The following is a 15,702-nucleotide window of genomic DNA, read 5'->3' on the forward strand; positions in this document are numbered from 1 at the left end:
TGTAGCCTGGCTCGTTTCAGTACGTCATAAATCGTTGGGCGGCTGACGTGGAAGTGTTCTGCCAGCTGAACTACCTTCCACAACCGGGTTTGATATAGCCGCCAGATTTCCTGACGATCCAATAATGTTAAGCGAGTGCGTTTGTGTATGTTCATCTACAGTATTCTCCTGAATACTGTAAACAACGCTAGGAATTCTTACAATTCAGTGATTGCAGATCGGTGAGATTTTCCAATTCCTTCAGATCGGTTAATTGTTCACACCAGGAAAGATTCAGTGATTGCAGATCGGCCAAGTTTTCCAACACTGATAGATTTTGCAGCCAGTAGCAGTTGGACAAATCCAGCAACTTTAGCCAATGCAATTGTCCGAGCGAAGTTGGCAAATCGACAATGCGCAAACTGCTCAAATCGAGTTGTTTTGCGCTTGTCACCCGCGCCTGCTCGATCAGCCGTTCGGCTTCCTGGTACGATTTCTCATTGATGATGTTGATCTTGTTCATGTTTTATCAGTAGCTTTGATTGATCCGGCTAGCCAGTTGATTTCAGTTCTTGCTGGCACTAAAACCGAGAAAACGTAACCCAAAAACTATCCCAGTTGCGCCCGGTGATACTGTAAATGCTCACCCACAAACGTGCTGATAAAGTAATAACTGTGATCGTACCCTTGATGATAGCGCAGTGTCAGTTGCTGGCCGGCGGCGTCGCAGGCTTGTTCCAATGCCTCGGGGAAGAGTTGTGTGGTTAGGAATTGGTCGTTGAATCCTTGATCGACGAGCAGATTGGGGATGCGGTGTCCGGCTTGGAGCAGTGCGGTGGTGTCGTAGGGTTGCCAGTCTTGCGGGTTTTCGCCGAGGTAGTGGCTGAATGCTTTTTGTCCCCACGGGCAGCGTATCGGTGCACAGATCGGCGCGAATGCAGAGACCGAGTGGAATAGATCGGGGTAACGCAGTGCCAGAGTCAAAGCACCGTGTCCGCCCATCGAATGACCGAAGATGCCGATGCGGTTTGGGTCTGCGGGAAATTGTTCGATGATGATGTTGCGTAGTTCCTGCGTGATGTAGCTTTCCATGCGGTAATGCTTCGACCACGGCGTTTGTGTTGCGTCGAGATAAAACCCCGCACCGGCGCCGAAGTCCCACGCGTCGGTTTCGCCGGGGATGCCAGTTTGGCGCGGGCTGGTGTCCATCGTGACCAGCATTAAGCCGAGCTCGGCGGCATAGCGCTGCGCCCCGGCTTTGATCATGAAAGTTTCTTCGGTGCAGGTCAGTCCGGCGAGGAAAAACAGCACGGGAACGGCGTGGTCTTTGGCTTGCGGCGGTTGATAAACCGAGAAGCGCATCGGCAGGCCGATCACCGTGGATGGATGCTGATAATAGCCTTGGATGCCGCCAAAACAGTGGTGCAGGCTGCGGGTTTCGAGTGCCGTCACGATCAGTAAATCACCACGGAGCGGATCGATTCACCGGCTTTCATCAGGCGGAAGCCCTCGTTGATGTTGTCCAGTGTCAGCGTGTGCGTGATGAGCGAGTCGATGTCGATTTTGCCTTCCATGTACCAGTCGACGATTTTCGGCACATCGGTGCGGCCGCGTGCGCCGCCGAACGCGGAGCCTTCCCATTTGCGCCCGGTGACGAGCTGGAACGGCCGGGTGCTGATTTCCGCACCGGCTTCGGCGACACCGATGATGATGCTGCGTCCCCAGCCTTTGTGCGTGCATTCGAGCGCCTGGCGCATCACTTTGGTGCTGCCGATGCACTCAAAACTGTAATCCGCGCCGCCGTCGGTCAGTTGCACTACCGCGTCGACGATGTTCGGTACATCGTTCGGGTTGATGAAATGCGTCATGCCGAATTTGCGCGCCATCGCTTCGCGTTCGGGGTTGATGTCGATGCCGATGATTTTATCGGCACCGACCATGCGCGCGCCTTGAATGACGTTCAAACCGATGCCGCCCAAACCGAACACGGCGACATTCGCGCCTGCTTCGACTTTGGCGGTATAAATCACCGCGCCGATGCCAGTGGTGACACCGCAGCCGATGTAACACACTTTATCGAATGGCGCATCTTCGCGGATTTTCGCCAGTGCGATTTCGGGAACGACGGTGTAATTGGAGAAAGTCGATGTGCCCATGTAATGGAACAGCGGCTTGCCGTCGATGGAAAAACGCGAGGTACTGTCGGGCATCAAGCCCTTGCCTTGGGTGCTGCGGATGGCCTGGCACAGATTGGTTTTTTTCGACAGGCAGAATTTACATTCGCGGCATTCCGGTGTGTACAGCGGAATGACGTGGTCGCCTTTGCGCAGCGATTTGACGTTAGGGCCGACATCGACTACCACGCCCGCGCCTTCATGACCGAGAATGGCCGGAAATAAACCTTCCGGATCGGCGCCGGACAAGGTGTAATAATCGGTGTGGCAAATGCCGGTGGCTTTGATTTCGACCAGTACTTCGCCGGATTTGGGGCCGGTCAGGTCGATTTCTTCAATCGTCAACGGTTGACCGGCTTTCCAGGCGACAGCGGCTTTTGTTTTCATGGGAATTATCCTTGTTGTGTATTGATAGTACGCAGATGCGCCAGCAGACCCTGGCTGGCTTCCTCGACCATATCCAGCACCAGCTCAAATCCTTGTTGTCCGCCGAAATACGGGTCGGGCACTTCGGTGTCCGCCTCGGCGCTGGGCGCATATTGCATGAATAATTGGATCTTGTTGACATGCTGCCGCGGGCTGCGTTGCAGCAGTAACGTGAGATTTTCCTTGTCCATCGCCAGAATATAGTCGAATTCCTCGAAATCGCTGGACTCCACCGCGCGGGCGCGTAGTTCGTGCATTTTGTATCCACGCTGTAATGCCGTGCTTTGCGCGCGATGATCCGGCGGGTCGCCGATGTGGTAGGCGTGAGTTCCGGCGGAATCCACGTGAATCAGATGATCAACCCCGGCAGCTTTGACATGGTGCCGGAATACCGCATCCGCCGTTGGCGAGCGGCAAATATTGCCCATACAGACAAATAATACTTTTATTTTTTTATCCTTGTTCATAACCCATCAATTCAAATCAGATTGCAAAAGCAGCAAGTCCAAACGGAATCGTTTGAAAAATGCAGCGCAGAGATTAACACGACACCGCGCAAAACGAAATTCGGCTGCGTTGCGAAGCGCGGAAATACGCTCACAGTCTGCTGTAGTTGATTTTACCCGGAATCGTTTGAAAAATGCAGCGCAGAGATTAACACGACACCGCGCAAAACGAAATTCGGCTGCGTTGCGAAGCGCGGAAATACGCTCACAGTCTGCTGTAGTTGATTTTACCGGGTGAAGTGGGGTTGCGAAACCGGACGCGGAATGAAATGCTCCGGCACTGCCGTGCGGAGGCGTTATTTCAGATGATGAAATTAACTGCCCGTTTGCTGTTTTGGGGTTCTTGAGGTTTTTACGCTGATGGTACTGAACAGTTTGTTCTTATTGAATAACTGGTAGAAAGTGGGTTCGTTGGCTTTTTCCAGCAATCTGGAGATCTCTTGATGCGTCAGATTGCGGTTGATTTGCAGCAGCAGGGCGGTAAGGCCCGAAACGTGCGCTGTCGCGAGGGAGTTACCGGACACAAAATCGTACGTTCCCTTGGGCAGCGTCGTCAGTATTTCTTGCCCTGGTGCGGAGATGGTGAGGGCATCACTATCATGGGACGATGGCGTGATGGTGTTATGCGTGCTGCGAACTGCGATAACGCCCGGTTGCTGTGCTGGGAACCCGGACTTGCTATCGTTTCTATCTGCTTGCGAAGCGATGATGATCATGCCTTTTTGCACGGCTTTCTCGATTAATCTGGCCAACAGCGGATCATGTGGTCCGGTTAAGCTGAGATTGAGCACATCGACTTTCATTTGTATGGCGGTATTGAGCGCGAGCGCCAAGGTAAAGCTATTGCAAGCCGCCTCGAAACTACCGGTTTTTATTTCCCAGCAGGCTTTCAATCCGATCACGTGGCTATCCGGCGCGATACCGACGATGCCCTGTCCATTGTTCGGTTTGGCCGCAATGACACCCGCTATGGCGGTGCCATGCAGATCGTTGAGCGATTCCGGAGATTTCCGGGTGACAAAATCTTTAGTTTGCTGAATTTGGCCTTGCAAATCGGGATGCGTCGCGTCGATTCCGGTATCGATAATGGCGATGGTTATATTTTTGCCGGTTGCGTGATTGTGTATTTCGGCCAGATTCATCGACTGGATATTGAATTGTAGGCGGTAATAAGGATCGCTGTAACTATTCGCCATGACCTTAAAAGTGCTCATCGTTTGAACATTATCAACACGGTCATCTTCGCTTAAGGCCTTGATGATTGCGTCCACGGATTGGTCTTCGTCAATCAGATAGACGACACAATGCTCACCGATTTCCCGGATTGGCCACTGCGACAGGATTGTCAGTTTGTAATCCGCTTCAATACTGGAGGCGACTCTTTTTCCCCAAGTTGAACTGCTGTATTCGCCTCGGCGGCGATAGGATTGGTTTGCTACGCCAACCGGGATGCGGTCGATGTGTTTGTCGGTGTAGGTGACTAAGATAATCCGGTCGGCTTGCGTGCTATCGAAAAGCTGAGGATCAACAAAAAATTCCTGTTCGGCACTGGCGGGTAAAACAACCAGCATCGCCATGAGTAACGAAAAGAAAAATGCATGGATGCGCACGCGCTTAGTTTGCATTAGCGTATATCCTGACCGGCTGGTTGCAATCCTTGAACCAGTTCGGCAAAAATGACCTGGGTATTGTTACGTAAATAGGCGATGGCATCGTCGACTTCTTGCGGGCGCGTGTGCCGGTTACCGATTTGAATTTCATAAATGCCATTTTCCGAAGGCCCTTGAACGATACGGCCCGAGACGCTGTGCAAGATGGCTCCGATTTGTTTGGAATCCGGTTGATCTGCAAAGACGATGCGTACCCGATTGTGTGCCGGTGTATTTTCCGGTGCGGTGGCGAGTGTTCTGTATTCCGCTGTCACAGCAGTTTGCTCTGCCGGTAAATGCAACATGAACGGCATGGCCAGCAATAATAAACTCGCTGCCAAGGCGGTATGTTTTACAAAGCCGAGGGGCTGGCTGGAAGGAAATTTGGATGCTTCGCTGGGCTGGTTATGCTGAGTAAAAGGGCGGATGATAGATTGACGCTCAATGCGCTTTCTCAGTTGTGCGAAAGCAGCCTGCGAAACTTGCCGCAGAAGATCTGTTTGTTGCATTTCTTCAAATAGTTGCTGTTGCTGTTGCAGCTCAATTCTGCAGGCTATGCACGTCCTTACGTGATTTCTCACTCGATCTTTCTCAACAGCGTCCAAGGAGTGATTAACATACCAGGGGAGGAGATTCCATACTTTCTGGTGCTCGTTTTTACCCATGACATTGATCATTGTAGAGGACATCGTTTAACTCCTGCCTTTAAGCTCTGGAAGTAATTTCGCTAAAATTTTTCGTGCATGAAACATTCTGGTTTTTACTGTATTCTCAGGGCATTGCATGATTTCTGCAATTTCATTGTAATGCAGCCCTTGATAATAGGTCATCTCTACCACAGCGCGCTGTTCCGGGGATAAATTATCAAAGCCTGCTTCCAGCCAGTTACTGATCTCCAGCTGCGAAACCCACTGCGCTGCGGGATTGGGAAAGTAATCCAGTTCATCGTTGAATTCAACGGACCGGTCTTCTCTGATCAAGCTTTGTTCGATACTTTTTAATGCTTTGAAATACGCAATGCCGAGAATCCAGGTGGACGGGCGGCATGTTTGATCGTAGGTCGATGCTTTTTCCCACACCACATACATCACGTCATTAATAATTTCTTCAATGTAATCATGCCGCCGGGTAATGTGGAAAATGAACTGGTACAAGCGGTCAAAATAACGTTGATACAGCTGTTCAAAAGCTTTTCCATTACCGCCCGCAGTTTCGGCGATCAGATTCCGTTCCTTAACTTGCTGTTCGTTCGAGTTAAAAGATTTTCTTACTTTAGACTCGGGCAATTCACTCATGGTGTTTCATAATCGCTATGACTACTGATTAAGTCTCGGTAAATTTGCCCTGTTTATTCCGTGTGGCGGCTTAAAAGTTCATTGCGGCAGAAATAAAAATCAAAATCCGACGGTGATAGAGAATAAAACACGGTTATCAACCACATGCGGCCGGAATTGCCAGCCTGCAATATGTTCTTTTTCAGCGCCTAAATCCAATCCGGAATAGTAGCGGACATCGACACCGATATTCGGAGAAAAATGCCAAGTCACGCCGGAAGTCCAATACAGATAATCATAGTGCAGCACTTTCTTCTGTTGGCTGTAGCCGAATGTGCCTGACATTTCGATGGAGCTGGTGATCGGGTAGCGTCCAGTAATTTCATAATTGAATGACATATGGTTTTGCTGGTAGCCGTTCTCGGAGAAACTAAAGTTGGCTGATAGCAAATCGCGGAAATGTGTATGCAAGTAAAATTCATTGTAATCAACATTCTGACCGAAGATTTTGCCCGTGAAAATATAACGGGTCCACTCCGCATTAAAGCGCCAATCGTCCGATAGCTGATAGGCCCAACCGGCATAGGGTTTGAATTCAGCATCGGAACGCGCGGCGAATCCCTGATCGGCAAAATTGACCGTTGAAGCAAAAGTGCCGAGATAAAGCCCCGATTTAAACCCGTAGTCGATATTGAGCTGCGCGGCGGGTTTTCCATCGCTTTTGGAGTAACCGCGCCAAATATAATCGGTAGTGCCGGTTACGCTGGCGCTTAGCTGAGCATAAGCGCTGATCGGGTAACCCAGAATGAACAGCAATCCTAGCAGTCGATGGTTTTTTATTTTCATGGATTATGGACGCGAATGATTAAACCATCGATTGTTTTAAAGTGATTCAGTGCCGGGTAACGAGAAAGGGAGTTTAGTGGATAAATTAAAATTCAAAATGGATTTCCAGTAGGAAATTTTAACATCATGGCGTAGTAATCTTTGCGATCTATAAATTCATGCGCAGTTCAAGCAATTGATTGTTAATGAATTAATTGCATATTATTGTGTGTCTATAAGCACACTTAAACCCATGGAGCAAAAAATCTTTATCAACGTTGAACCTTTTTCTGCTCTGCCGGAATAAACGCACAGAAGAAAAATTATTTTAAGTAGGTCACCTCGTTAGGAGATTTAAAGATTGAAAATACTTTACGGAACACCGGCGCTTATAAGGTTTGATTTGATCACTGCATCAAATGCCTATGAGCAAGGAATGGGAGGTACAGGTTAACTTTTATGAAAATATCTGCTTTGTGAAGTGTGCGTTATTTCAATTGAGCTCGATTCTGCTCTCAGGTTATACAGTATAAAAAAATATTTTAAAAATTGACTCAGATAATTCCTACAGTTTGCCGTTATATATAAAAAATTGAGACGTAAGATTCCTGTGTTTTTTTCAGAAGAATCCGTAATCCCAAAATATTAAGCTGGGATGAGTCAAATTTTTCAGCTATCAATGAATTAATTTATATTGGAAAAGTGGAAGGAGTACTGACATGTCATTAAAAAATTCAATTAAGGGGTTTAAAGCTTATTTAGGCGATAAAGAATCGCTGCTGGATACGAACTACAGAAGAATTGCGGATATGATCGAATTGCATTGGGGATACAAAGAATTTTATCAGCTCATCCAGAAATTGCTGGTTGTTGAAAAAGACCAGAACAGACAAGGATTTCCATTGGAAGTGTTACAGGAAATCTATGCCTTGCAGGAGTTGCACCAAAAAGAATTTCCTGCGCTCAAGATTTTAATCGATGATGGTTCCGCTTCACGGGCCAGAAACAAGAGCTCGTTGCTGGTATAGGCATCTGCAAAAATGAGAATAACAAAGACGGGGCTGTTGTAAATACTCAATCTATTGCGCTGCGCTTAACGCCAGTAGGTTGCAAAAGTGCGGCGCCCCGTCTCAGGCTGTTACCGGTGAATATTCACTTCGGTTCCCTCCGTTCCCGCGCTGACCCTGTCAAACAACTCCAGTAGCTCGCTGTTACGCATGCGGATACACCCGATTGATCCTGGTTTACCCATTTCCACGCTATCCGGTGTGCCGTGAATGTAAATATAGCGGCGCATGGTATCGACCGTACCGAAACGGTTAAAACCGGGCTCACAGCCGCACAACCATAAAATACGCGTCAGAATCCAATCCCTTCTGGGGAATTGCGCGGCAAACTCCGGCGAATAGATTTCCCCGGTCGGGCGGCGCTTGATAAAGACCGTGTTGACCGGCTGACCAGCACCGATCTTGGCGCGGATGATGTGTTTCCCGAGCGGTGTGCAAAAACTGCCATTTTCCTGACCGGTGCCGTTTTTGGCCGACGAAATCCGGTACTGTCGGATAACTTTCCCGTCGTCATCCAATAGATCCAGTTGCTGAGTTGCAATCGTAATGTCAATTTTCATGGTTGCTCCGCTCGGTTGCTTTGCGTCTTTGCGCAAAAAACTGTTTCAATAACATGCTGGCTTCCGCTGCCATCATGCCGGCTTCCACCTGTAAATGATGGTTTAGTCGCGTTTCCGCCGGAAGATCGATGACGCTGCCGCACGCGCCGGTTTTCGGATCGGTTGCTGCATACACCAGACGTTGAATGCGCGCGTGAAAAATCGCGCCGATGCACATTACGCACGGCTCCAATGTCACGTACAAGGTGCAATCCAGCAAACGGTAATTGCCCAGATGCACCCCGGCTGCGCGCATCGCCATGATCTCGGCATGCGCGGTGGGGTCGGCGGCGGAAATCGGGCGGTTATAGCCGCGCCCGATGATGACGCCATCGCGCACCACCACTGCGCCGACCGGCACTTCGCCGCAATCCTGCGCCTGTTGCGCCAGCTCCAATGCGGTTTGCATGAAATCAGCATCGGTGGCGGCTTTCCAATCAGCCTCGGCTTCGTGCGCGATGACTGGCATTGTATGATCCTTTCTCTTCACAGTTTTTATGCTACATTGCATCCCGTTTTGATCGAATATGCTGTTTTCCCGGTTGCATCACCATCAATTTTACTTTTAACCACTATCTATGATCGCCCAAGCACAAGCGCAACTTCATACTATCCGTGATCTTTTACGTTTTGCCGTCAGTCAGTTTAACAAAGCTGGCCTGCATTTTGGCCACGGTTCCGCCACGGCTTACGACGAAGCGGCGTATCTTATTCTGAAAACCCTCTATTTGCCACTGGATCAGCTGGAACCGTTTCTGGATGCGCGCGTCACGGATAGCGAATGCAAACAGGTGCTGGAAATCATCGAGCGCCGCGTTAAAGACCGCATTCCTGCGGCTTACCTGACGCACGAAGCGTGGCTTGGCGATTTCAGTTTTTATGTCGACGAACGCGTCATCATCCCGCGCTCGTTCATCGCCGAATTGCTGCAAACCCAACTGGCGCCGTGGATCGCTGAGCCCGAGCACGTCACTGCGGCGCTCGATCTCTGTACCGGCTCCGGCTGTCTGGCCATCCTGATGGCGCATGCTTTTGAGAACGCGCACATCGACGCCGCCGACATCTCCCCGCGAGCGCTCGCCGTGGCGCAGAAGAATGTGCAGGATTACGGACTGGAGCACAGAATCGGCCTGGTCGAATCCGATCTGTTCTCAGCGTTGCAAGGGAAACGCTACGACTTGATCATCAGCAATCCGCCGTACGTCAACGCTGAATCGATGCAATGCTTACCGCAGGAATACCGCCATGAACCGGAAAACGCGCTGGCCAGCGGCGAAGACGGCCTGGACGCAACCCGGCAAATCCTGCAACAAGCCGTGCGGCATTTAACCGATGACGGCATTCTGATCGTTGAAATCGGCCATAACCGTGCCGAATTGGAACAAGCCTATCCGAATTTACGGTTTACCTGGCTGGAAACCAGCGGCGGGGATGAATTTGTGTTTTTGTTGCAGCGAGAAGAGTTGCCAAATGAGTAACTAATGATCGATGCCACCTGTGGTGCGCCATATTGCTTCATTTTGGAATATAACTGAAATTATGTTGAAGGATAACTGATGGAATGGTATCAATTTATATCTGCCGCTGGGCTTGGTGCTATTGGTATTAAACTAATCGATATACTTTGGTTGCAACGAGTTTTACAGCAGGCTGAAAAGAAAAAATGGATTCGAGAACAACGCCTGCGTGTTTATTCCAATGTGGCAAAAGAAGTTCTTTCTTTAGGTAAAGCATCAAATACTAGAGAAGATCCTTTCGCCGGTTATGCATTGGCAGCAGAAGCTATGTTATTGACAGATGATTTAGAATTATCAAGACAAATAGAATTATTTTTTACAAAAGTTTCCAATTTGTATGCAGAAGGCTTGAAGCAACCTGACGATCCAACCTGCAAACCTGAACATGAGTTGGAAGGTGCCTATAATTTAGTTAGAAAGGAATCCCGTGAACTAGTTGAAGCATTGAGGAAATCAATTAATAATACATAAGCATAAGATTGGAATGAGATTGCAAACTTCAACAAACTTTTTGTTGTTGATTCGGCAAACTCGGGATAATAAACATCAATCCATTGATTAAGCGCGTGCCAACAAATGCACCTCATCCAGCAATTCACCAAGGCTAGCTTCAGCGATCTTTAAATCATAAGTGGTTTGCAGGTTGAGCCAGTATTGTGGCGATTGATCCAGGGCGCGCCCGATCAGTAAAGCCAGTTCTGCCGTGACCGGGCGGGTTCCTTTGACGATATGCGAGATGCGCATCGCTGAGACGCCAATGGCACGAGCAAATTCAGCCTGGGAAATATTCAGTTCCGTTAAGGTTTCGCTCAGATATTCGCCCGGATGAATGGCGGGTAATCCTTGTTTGATCATGATCATTTTCCTTAATGGTAATCTACAATTTCAACATCAAATGCATCGCCATTTTCAAAGCGGAAACATACGCGCCATTGATCGTTGATGCGAATACTCCATTGTCCGGTGCGATCGTGTGCCAATGTTTCAAGCCTATTAGACGGCGGCAAGCGTAAATCTTCGATTCGTGTCGCCGCATTCAGTTGCATTAAACGCATTGCTGCACGCTTAAAAATTTCCGGTGGAATCCGGCGCGATTTTCCAGTGGAATAAAATTGCTCGGTTTCTGTGGAGGCAAAGCTTCGAATCATACGCAAAACAATAAACAGATAGTTTATGTCTGTCAAGCGTGTAGATCGAAGCTACCCAATCAAACTCAACAACCGCCGCGTTTCTTTCTCGTCCAATTCCAGCCATTGCCCGCGTTTGATCCGTGGCGGCAGGTTGACTGGGCCGAAGCGGACGCGCATCAGGCGGCTGACCGTTAATCCAATGGCTTCAAACATGCGCCGTACTTCGCGGTTCTTGCCTTCTTTCAGGATGACGCGGTACCAATGATTCGACCCTTCGCCGCCTTGGTCGGCTAGGTAGGTGAATGCCGCTTCGCCATCGTCCAATGTCACGCCGGTGGTGAGTTGTTGCATTTGTTCTTCGGTCAATTCGCCGAGTATGCGCACGGCGTATTCGCGTTCCATCTCGAAACGCGGGTGCATGAGCCGGTTGGCCAATGTGCCATCGTTGGTGAAAATTAGCAGTCCGCTGGTGTTGAAATCCAACCGGCCGATGGCAGTCCATTTGGACGAGCGCAGATGCGGCAGCTTGTCGAAAACCGAAGGGCGGCCTTCCGGGTCGTGACGGCTGACGATTTCGCCTTCGGGTTTGTGATACAGCAGCACTTTGGGCAAATCCGCTTCGGCATGAACGCGAATCACGCGCCGGCCGATACGGATCACGTCACCCGGCCCGGCGCGGTCGCCGAGTGTGGCGGTTTTGTCGTTCACGCTGACTGCGCCGGTCGCAATCAGCTCTTCCATTTCCCGCCGTGAACCCAATCCCTTTTGCGCCAGCAGCTTTTGCAGCTTGAAGGTGGCCGATGGCGGTTCGTCACGAGCTGTGACCGGCTTCTGGCGCGGCGCGTGTTCAGCGGGCGGTCTTTTTTTCGTTGCCGGTCTGAGCGGTCTCTTAACTTTCATGGATAGTTGGCCTGCGATGTGTGCTGACAGTGAAATGAGTAATAATGCGCGCAAGGGCGGATTTTAAACTATTCCGGCGGCAATCATGCTTGTTCTTTGAATTCATGGGGAAGCATCGCCACATCCGGCGATAATTTGCCTATCAAAGGCTGTGAGATTGTTTGCCGCAAGTGTATGGCACCCCTGCGGCTTTCTATCGATATCCTGCTGTTCTCTATGCCCGCTGCTTTGCAGTGCGATAACAGATACTCTTAAAAGGGAAATTTTATTCCCGGCGGTAATCCCATTCCACTGGTCAGCGCTGCCATTTTTTCCTGCGTTGTGGTTTCGACTTTGCGAACGGCGTCGTTGAAAGCCGCGGCGACCAGATCTTCCAGCATTTCTTTGTCGTCACCGATCAAGCTACTGTCAATGTGGACGCGTTTGACATCATGACGACAGGTCATCGTGACTTTTACCATGCCAGCGCCGGATTGGCCTTCGACTTCAATGCTGGCGAGATTTTCCTGCATTTGGCGCATGTTTTCCTGCATCATTTGCGCTTGCTTCATCATGTTTCCGATATTGCCTCTCATTTCTTTTGTCTCCTTTATTTTTCAATGGGTTTAATGGAAGGAACGATCAGTTTTGCGTCAAACTGCTCAATCAATTCTTGTACGATCGGATCCCTTTCAATGGCTGCAATGGCATTGGTCTGCTTCTCTTCTTCTTCGCGTTGTTGCAGTGCCACCGGTGTTAATCCGGTGATGCTGCCGACGGAAAAATTCAAGGTAATGGGCTTGCCAAAATAGCTATTCAGCGCTGCTTGGATTTTATCCTGATATTTTTTTTCCAGCAGGTGCTTATGCACATCCGGTACGCATAATTCTATTTTCTCCCCGGTGATGATTTTGGCTTCGCTGTGATGCGCCAGCATTTTTGCCATGCCGGTCAGCTTCAATTGCTGGCTTAGCTGCGGCCAATCCAGCAGGGGAGCGGTGGTGTTTTCTGGCGGGATAGTTTGTTCAGGCGCCGCTTGCGGTTTTTTCTCCGCTATTACGGACGGCTTGCTGCTCACAGGTGCGGCCTGCGGGCTCTGGCGATTTGTTGCCAGATCATCCGGCATGAACGTTAGCATGCGTAACAGTGTCATGGTAAAACCGGCATATTCATCGGGAGCCAGACTCAGATCGCGGCGCCCGTGCAATGCGATCTGATAGAACAATTGCACATCATCGGGCGCTAAGGATTTTGCCAATGCAACGATACGCGCGTATTCCGGAGTATCTTCGCTGATCGCCTGCGGCACGGTTTGCGCCAGTGCGATGCGATGCAATAACGCGGCCAGATCCTGCAAAGCGGAATCGAAGGGAAGGCACTGCGCTTCCATTTCATCGGCCAGCGACAAGAGCTTCACGCCATCTCGCCGCGCTAAAGCTTCGAGCAGATCGAACAAGTAGCCTTGATCGATGATGCCGAGCATATCCCGCACACCGGCTTCCTCGATTTTGCCCTCGCCGAATGCGATGGCCTGATCCAACAGGCTGAGCGCATCGCGCATGCTGCCTTGCGCGGCGCGCGCGACCAGCTGCAACGAAGGGGTGTCGCAGGGAATGTTTTCCTGCGCCAAGATATGCTTGAGGTGCCCGGCAATTTGCGTTTGCGGAATTTGTTTCAGATTGAACTGCAAACAACGAGACAAGACCGTGATGGGGATTTTCTGCGGATCGGTGGTCGCCAGCACGAATTTGACATGCGCCGGAGGTTCTTCCAATGTTTTTAACATGGCATTGAACGCCGATTTGGACAGCATGTGTACTTCGTCGATGATGTAAATCTTATAACGCGCGCCGGTGGGCGCATACAGCGCATTTTCCAGCAGTTCGCGCATGTTATCGACTTGCGTGTTGGACGCCGCATCCAATTCGATCAAATCGATAAAGCTTCCCGCGTCGATTTGCAAACATGCCGCGCAGGTGCCGCAAGGTGTGGCGGTCACGCCGGTTTCACAGTTGAGCGACTTGGCTAGAATACGGGCGATGGTAGTTTTGCCGACACCGCGCGTGCCGGTCAGTAAATACGCATGGTGTAAACGGTTTTGCTCAAGCGCATTGGTCAATGCTCTGACCACATGCTCTTGTCCAGTCAATTCGGAAAAATTTCTCGGGCGCCACTTACGCGCAAGGACTTGTGTTTGGGACACGTTTTTGATTGGAAAAGCGAATTAGATCCTGTTAAACCAGTAAAAATCCGGAAAGGCAGATCCCAGTTCGTGTTGGGTGGCGAGCCCGACCCCCGGCACTCGCAATAAATAGCTGTGGCTGCTTCCTTCCGGACCTGACCAGATTGACTACCTTGCAATGCGGGGAGGCCCGCCATAAAACTCAATGTGGCGGAAGTATACCAGTTGATGATGGATTACTCCAATTTCAATCACAGCCGAAGTGAGCATTTGCCGTTAAAAGGAAATAAATTCAAACTCAAATTTGATCTGGCCGTTATGTTATTTTTCCCCGGAAATAGCAAAATGTTCCATCATCGCGATCTACTCGACGACTTGAATAAACCGTTACCGCTGAAGGACAAAATGATCAGCGCGCATCGCTCTGTTCAGAATAAATTTCCGTTTATTTCACGGATTGCAATCGCGCTGTACGATTCCGATACGCGAGTGCTGAAAACGTATCTGAATAGCAGCGACGGAGAAAACCCCTTGCTACACTATCAAACGTCATTGGATAACGCGCCGTCGTTAAAGGAAATCCTTGCTCAAGGTCTGCCGCGGGTGGTCAATAACCTGGTGACTTTTGAGAACGGCACGCACGAGCATACGCAGCGTATTGGCCGCTCCGGCTATGCCGCAAGCTATACCATGCCGATTTTTCATGGTGGCGAGTTTGTCGGATTTTTGTTTTTTAATTCGCATGAGGCGGAAGTATTCACCGAGAATGTATTGAGCATTCTCGATATCTACGGACATCTGATTGCGCTGATGATCGTCAATGAACTGGCCACGTTGAAGGTCATGAACGCCGCGCTGAAAACGACCAGCGGCATTACGCATTTCCGCGATCCCGAAACGGGCAGCCATTTGGATCGCATGTCGCGTTACAGCCGGATCATCGCCGAAGCGCTCGCCAGTCAATACGATCTGGACGATGCGTATATCGAACAAGTTTTCATGTTTTCACCGCTGCACGATATCGGCAAGATCGCCATACCTGACAGTATCCTGCTGAAACCAGGGCCGTTGAATGCGGAAGAACGGGTGATCATGAATACGCATTCACAAAAGGGCAGGGAAATGATCGACGATATCGTGATGAACTTTGGCTTCGGCAATATCAATCATATTGACGTGCTGCGCAATATCGCTGAATTTCACCATGAAGCGGTGAATGGCAGCGGCTATCCTGCCGGTAAACGCAATGATGAGATTCCGCTGGAAGCGCGTATTGTCGCAGTCGCCGACGTGTTCGACGCGTTGACTTCGCACCGCCCGTATAAGGAAGCCTGGAGCAACGAGAAAGCATTCGCCATGTTGCAACAGCTTGCCGGTGAAAAATTGGATATCGATTGCGTGAATGCGTTGATTGAAAACCGGCAGAGAGTGGAATCGATTCAACAACAATTTAAGGAAGATATCTACGGTTAGCGGCACTTGACCGTAGCACCGG

20 protein-coding genes and 1 other RNA gene are annotated in these 15,702 nt (G+C 49.9%); 4 read left to right on the forward strand and 17 right to left on the reverse strand.

Annotated features, from left to right (window positions below):
• The 9 genes from BLU57_RS16835 to BLU57_RS07615 form a co-directional block, all read right to left on the reverse strand.
• Positions 1-155 (reverse strand): helix-turn-helix domain-containing protein (locus BLU57_RS16835; protein ID WP_176776394.1); only part of this gene is annotated, 155 nt, incomplete at its 3' end.
• Between the two features lie 32 nt (positions 156-187).
• Positions 188-502 (reverse strand): hypothetical protein, encoded by a 315-nt coding sequence (locus BLU57_RS07580; protein WP_090318680.1) that lies wholly within the window; start codon positions 500-502, stop codon positions 188-190.
• Between the two features lie 86 nt (positions 503-588).
• Entirely contained in the window at positions 589-1,431 is an 843-nt protein-coding gene (gene fghA / locus BLU57_RS07585; RefSeq protein ID WP_090318683.1) for an S-formylglutathione hydrolase, read from the reverse strand.
• 2 nt (positions 1,432-1,433) lie between these two features.
• Positions 1,434-2,540: an S-(hydroxymethyl)glutathione dehydrogenase/class III alcohol dehydrogenase gene (locus BLU57_RS07590; RefSeq protein ID WP_090318686.1), complete on the reverse strand. Its 1,107-nt coding sequence runs from the start codon at positions 2,538-2,540 to the stop codon at positions 1,434-1,436.
• Positions 2,541-2,545: 5 nt separating this feature from the next.
• Positions 2,546-3,046, reverse strand: coding sequence for a low molecular weight protein-tyrosine-phosphatase (locus tag BLU57_RS07595; RefSeq protein ID WP_090318689.1), 501 nt, complete (start codon positions 3,044-3,046; stop codon positions 2,546-2,548).
• A 353-nt stretch (positions 3,047-3,399) separates the two neighbouring features.
• Entirely contained in the window at positions 3,400-4,710 is a 1,311-nt protein-coding gene (locus BLU57_RS07600; protein ID WP_090318692.1) for a S8 family peptidase, read from the reverse strand.
• Entirely contained in the window at positions 4,710-5,423 is a 714-nt protein-coding gene (locus BLU57_RS07605) for a zf-HC2 domain-containing protein (protein ID WP_090318695.1), read from the reverse strand. The genes BLU57_RS07600 and BLU57_RS07605 overlap by 1 nt, the downstream gene beginning before the upstream one ends.
• A 3-nt stretch (positions 5,424-5,426) precedes the next feature.
• Entirely contained in the window at positions 5,427-6,029 is a 603-nt protein-coding gene (locus BLU57_RS07610; protein ID WP_090318697.1) for an RNA polymerase sigma factor, read from the reverse strand.
• 99 nt (positions 6,030-6,128) lie between these two features.
• Positions 6,129-6,854, reverse strand: a complete 726-nt coding sequence (locus BLU57_RS07615) for a TorF family putative porin (RefSeq protein ID WP_090318701.1) — start codon at positions 6,852-6,854, stop codon at positions 6,129-6,131.
• A 698-nt stretch (positions 6,855-7,552) separates the two neighbouring features.
• Between BLU57_RS07615 and BLU57_RS07620 the strand changes: the two genes are divergently transcribed.
• A complete protein-coding gene (locus tag BLU57_RS07620; RefSeq protein ID WP_090318704.1) occupies positions 7,553-7,861 on the forward strand; it encodes a hypothetical protein in 309 nt (102 codons plus the stop codon).
• Positions 7,862-7,971: 110 nt separating this feature from the next.
• Here the strand turns inward: BLU57_RS07620 and BLU57_RS07625 are convergent, their stop codons facing one another.
• Both BLU57_RS07625 and tadA read right to left on the reverse strand, forming a co-directional pair.
• On the reverse strand, positions 7,972-8,460 hold the full coding sequence (locus BLU57_RS07625; RefSeq protein WP_090318707.1) for a L,D-transpeptidase: 489 nt from the start codon (positions 8,458-8,460) through the stop codon (positions 7,972-7,974).
• A complete protein-coding gene (gene tadA, locus BLU57_RS07630) occupies positions 8,450-8,968 on the reverse strand; it encodes a tRNA adenosine(34) deaminase TadA (protein ID WP_090318709.1) in 519 nt (172 codons plus the stop codon). The genes BLU57_RS07625 and tadA overlap by 11 nt, the downstream gene beginning before the upstream one ends.
• Before the next feature lie 109 nt (positions 8,969-9,077).
• Here tadA and prmB point away from each other — a divergent pair, with 109 nt between their 5' ends.
• Positions 9,078-9,977 (forward strand): 50S ribosomal protein L3 N(5)-glutamine methyltransferase, encoded by a 900-nt coding sequence (gene prmB / locus BLU57_RS07635; protein WP_090318712.1) that lies wholly within the window; start codon positions 9,078-9,080, stop codon positions 9,975-9,977.
• Positions 9,978-10,055: 78 nt separating this feature from the next.
• Positions 10,056-10,487 carry a hypothetical protein gene (locus BLU57_RS07640; RefSeq protein WP_090318714.1) on the forward strand — a complete coding sequence of 144 codons (432 nt, stop codon included), beginning with the start codon at positions 10,056-10,058 and terminating at the stop codon, positions 10,485-10,487.
• 87 nt (positions 10,488-10,574) lie between these two features.
• Here the strand turns inward: BLU57_RS07640 and BLU57_RS07645 are convergent, their stop codons facing one another.
• The 6 genes from BLU57_RS07645 to ffs all read right to left on the reverse strand — a co-directional run bounded on the left by BLU57_RS07645 (position 10,575) and on the right by ffs (position 14,402).
• A complete protein-coding gene (locus tag BLU57_RS07645) occupies positions 10,575-10,871 on the reverse strand; it encodes a HigA family addiction module antitoxin (RefSeq protein WP_090318717.1) in 297 nt (98 codons plus the stop codon).
• Positions 10,872-10,882: 11 nt separating this feature from the next.
• The gene (locus BLU57_RS07650; RefSeq protein WP_090318920.1) at positions 10,883-11,164 is read right to left on the reverse strand and encodes a type II toxin-antitoxin system RelE/ParE family toxin; all 282 of its coding nucleotides are present in this window, start codon (positions 11,162-11,164) and stop codon (positions 10,883-10,885) included.
• Between the two features lie 51 nt (positions 11,165-11,215).
• Entirely contained in the window at positions 11,216-12,046 is an 831-nt protein-coding gene (gene rluB, locus BLU57_RS07655) for a 23S rRNA pseudouridine(2605) synthase RluB (protein WP_090318922.1), read from the reverse strand.
• 251 nt (positions 12,047-12,297) lie between these two features.
• Complete coding sequence (locus BLU57_RS07660) at positions 12,298-12,621, reverse strand: YbaB/EbfC family nucleoid-associated protein (protein WP_090318720.1); 324 nt, start codon at positions 12,619-12,621, stop codon at positions 12,298-12,300.
• Positions 12,622-12,635: 14 nt separating this feature from the next.
• Positions 12,636-14,228, reverse strand: coding sequence for a DNA polymerase III subunit gamma/tau (dnaX, locus tag BLU57_RS07665; protein ID WP_090318723.1), 1,593 nt, complete (start codon positions 14,226-14,228; stop codon positions 12,636-12,638).
• A gap of 75 nt (positions 14,229-14,303) precedes the next feature.
• Positions 14,304-14,402: signal recognition particle sRNA small type (gene ffs / locus BLU57_RS07670), an RNA gene on the reverse strand.
• A 150-nt stretch (positions 14,403-14,552) separates the two neighbouring features.
• Between ffs and BLU57_RS07675 the strand changes: the two genes are divergently transcribed.
• Complete coding sequence (locus BLU57_RS07675) at positions 14,553-15,680, forward strand: HD domain-containing phosphohydrolase (protein WP_090318925.1); 1,128 nt, start codon at positions 14,553-14,555, stop codon at positions 15,678-15,680.
• Positions 15,681-15,702: the final 22 nt, after the last annotated feature.

The organism is Nitrosomonas oligotropha, assembly GCF_900106555.1.
GTDB classification, from domain to species: Bacteria; Pseudomonadota; Gammaproteobacteria; order Burkholderiales; family Nitrosomonadaceae; genus Nitrosomonas; species Nitrosomonas oligotropha_A.

What these genes read in the sequence shown, in the direction of transcription:
- BLU57_RS07590 (WP_090318686.1), bottom strand. Translation starts at nt 2,540, where the DNA reads ATGAAAACAAAAGCCGCTGTCGCCTGGAAAGCCGGTCAACCGTTGACG.
- BLU57_RS07650 (WP_090318920.1), bottom strand. Translation starts at nt 11,164, where the DNA reads ATGATTCGAAGCTTTGCCTCCACAGAAACCGAGCAATTTTATTCCACT.
- BLU57_RS07580 (WP_090318680.1), bottom strand. Translation starts at nt 502, where the DNA reads ATGAACAAGATCAACATCATCAATGAGAAATCGTACCAGGAAGCCGAA.
- BLU57_RS07595 (WP_090318689.1), bottom strand. Translation starts at nt 3,046, where the DNA reads ATGAACAAGGATAAAAAAATAAAAGTATTATTTGTCTGTATGGGCAAT.
- BLU57_RS07600 (WP_090318692.1), bottom strand. Translation starts at nt 4,710, where the DNA reads ATGCAAACTAAGCGCGTGCGCATCCATGCATTTTTCTTTTCGTTACTC.
- BLU57_RS07675 (WP_090318925.1), top strand. Translation starts at nt 14,553, where the DNA reads ATGTTCCATCATCGCGATCTACTCGACGACTTGAATAAACCGTTACCG.
- BLU57_RS07645 (WP_090318717.1), bottom strand. Translation starts at nt 10,871, where the DNA reads ATGATCAAACAAGGATTACCCGCCATTCATCCGGGCGAATATCTGAGC.
- rluB (WP_090318922.1), bottom strand. Translation starts at nt 12,046, where the DNA reads ATGAAAGTTAAGAGACCGCTCAGACCGGCAACGAAAAAAAGACCGCCC.
- BLU57_RS07610 (WP_090318697.1), bottom strand. Translation starts at nt 6,029, where the DNA reads ATGAGTGAATTGCCCGAGTCTAAAGTAAGAAAATCTTTTAACTCGAAC.
- BLU57_RS07660 (WP_090318720.1), bottom strand. Translation starts at nt 12,621, where the DNA reads ATGAGAGGCAATATCGGAAACATGATGAAGCAAGCGCAAATGATGCAG.
- BLU57_RS07620 (WP_090318704.1), top strand. Translation starts at nt 7,553, where the DNA reads ATGTCATTAAAAAATTCAATTAAGGGGTTTAAAGCTTATTTAGGCGAT.
- BLU57_RS07605 (WP_090318695.1), bottom strand. Translation starts at nt 5,423, where the DNA reads ATGTCCTCTACAATGATCAATGTCATGGGTAAAAACGAGCACCAGAAA.
- BLU57_RS07640 (WP_090318714.1), top strand. Translation starts at nt 10,056, where the DNA reads ATGGAATGGTATCAATTTATATCTGCCGCTGGGCTTGGTGCTATTGGT.
- tadA (WP_090318709.1), bottom strand. Translation starts at nt 8,968, where the DNA reads ATGCCAGTCATCGCGCACGAAGCCGAGGCTGATTGGAAAGCCGCCACC.
- prmB (WP_090318712.1), top strand. Translation starts at nt 9,078, where the DNA reads ATGATCGCCCAAGCACAAGCGCAACTTCATACTATCCGTGATCTTTTA.
- BLU57_RS07625 (WP_090318707.1), bottom strand. Translation starts at nt 8,460, where the DNA reads ATGAAAATTGACATTACGATTGCAACTCAGCAACTGGATCTATTGGAT.
- BLU57_RS07615 (WP_090318701.1), bottom strand. Translation starts at nt 6,854, where the DNA reads ATGAAAATAAAAAACCATCGACTGCTAGGATTGCTGTTCATTCTGGGT.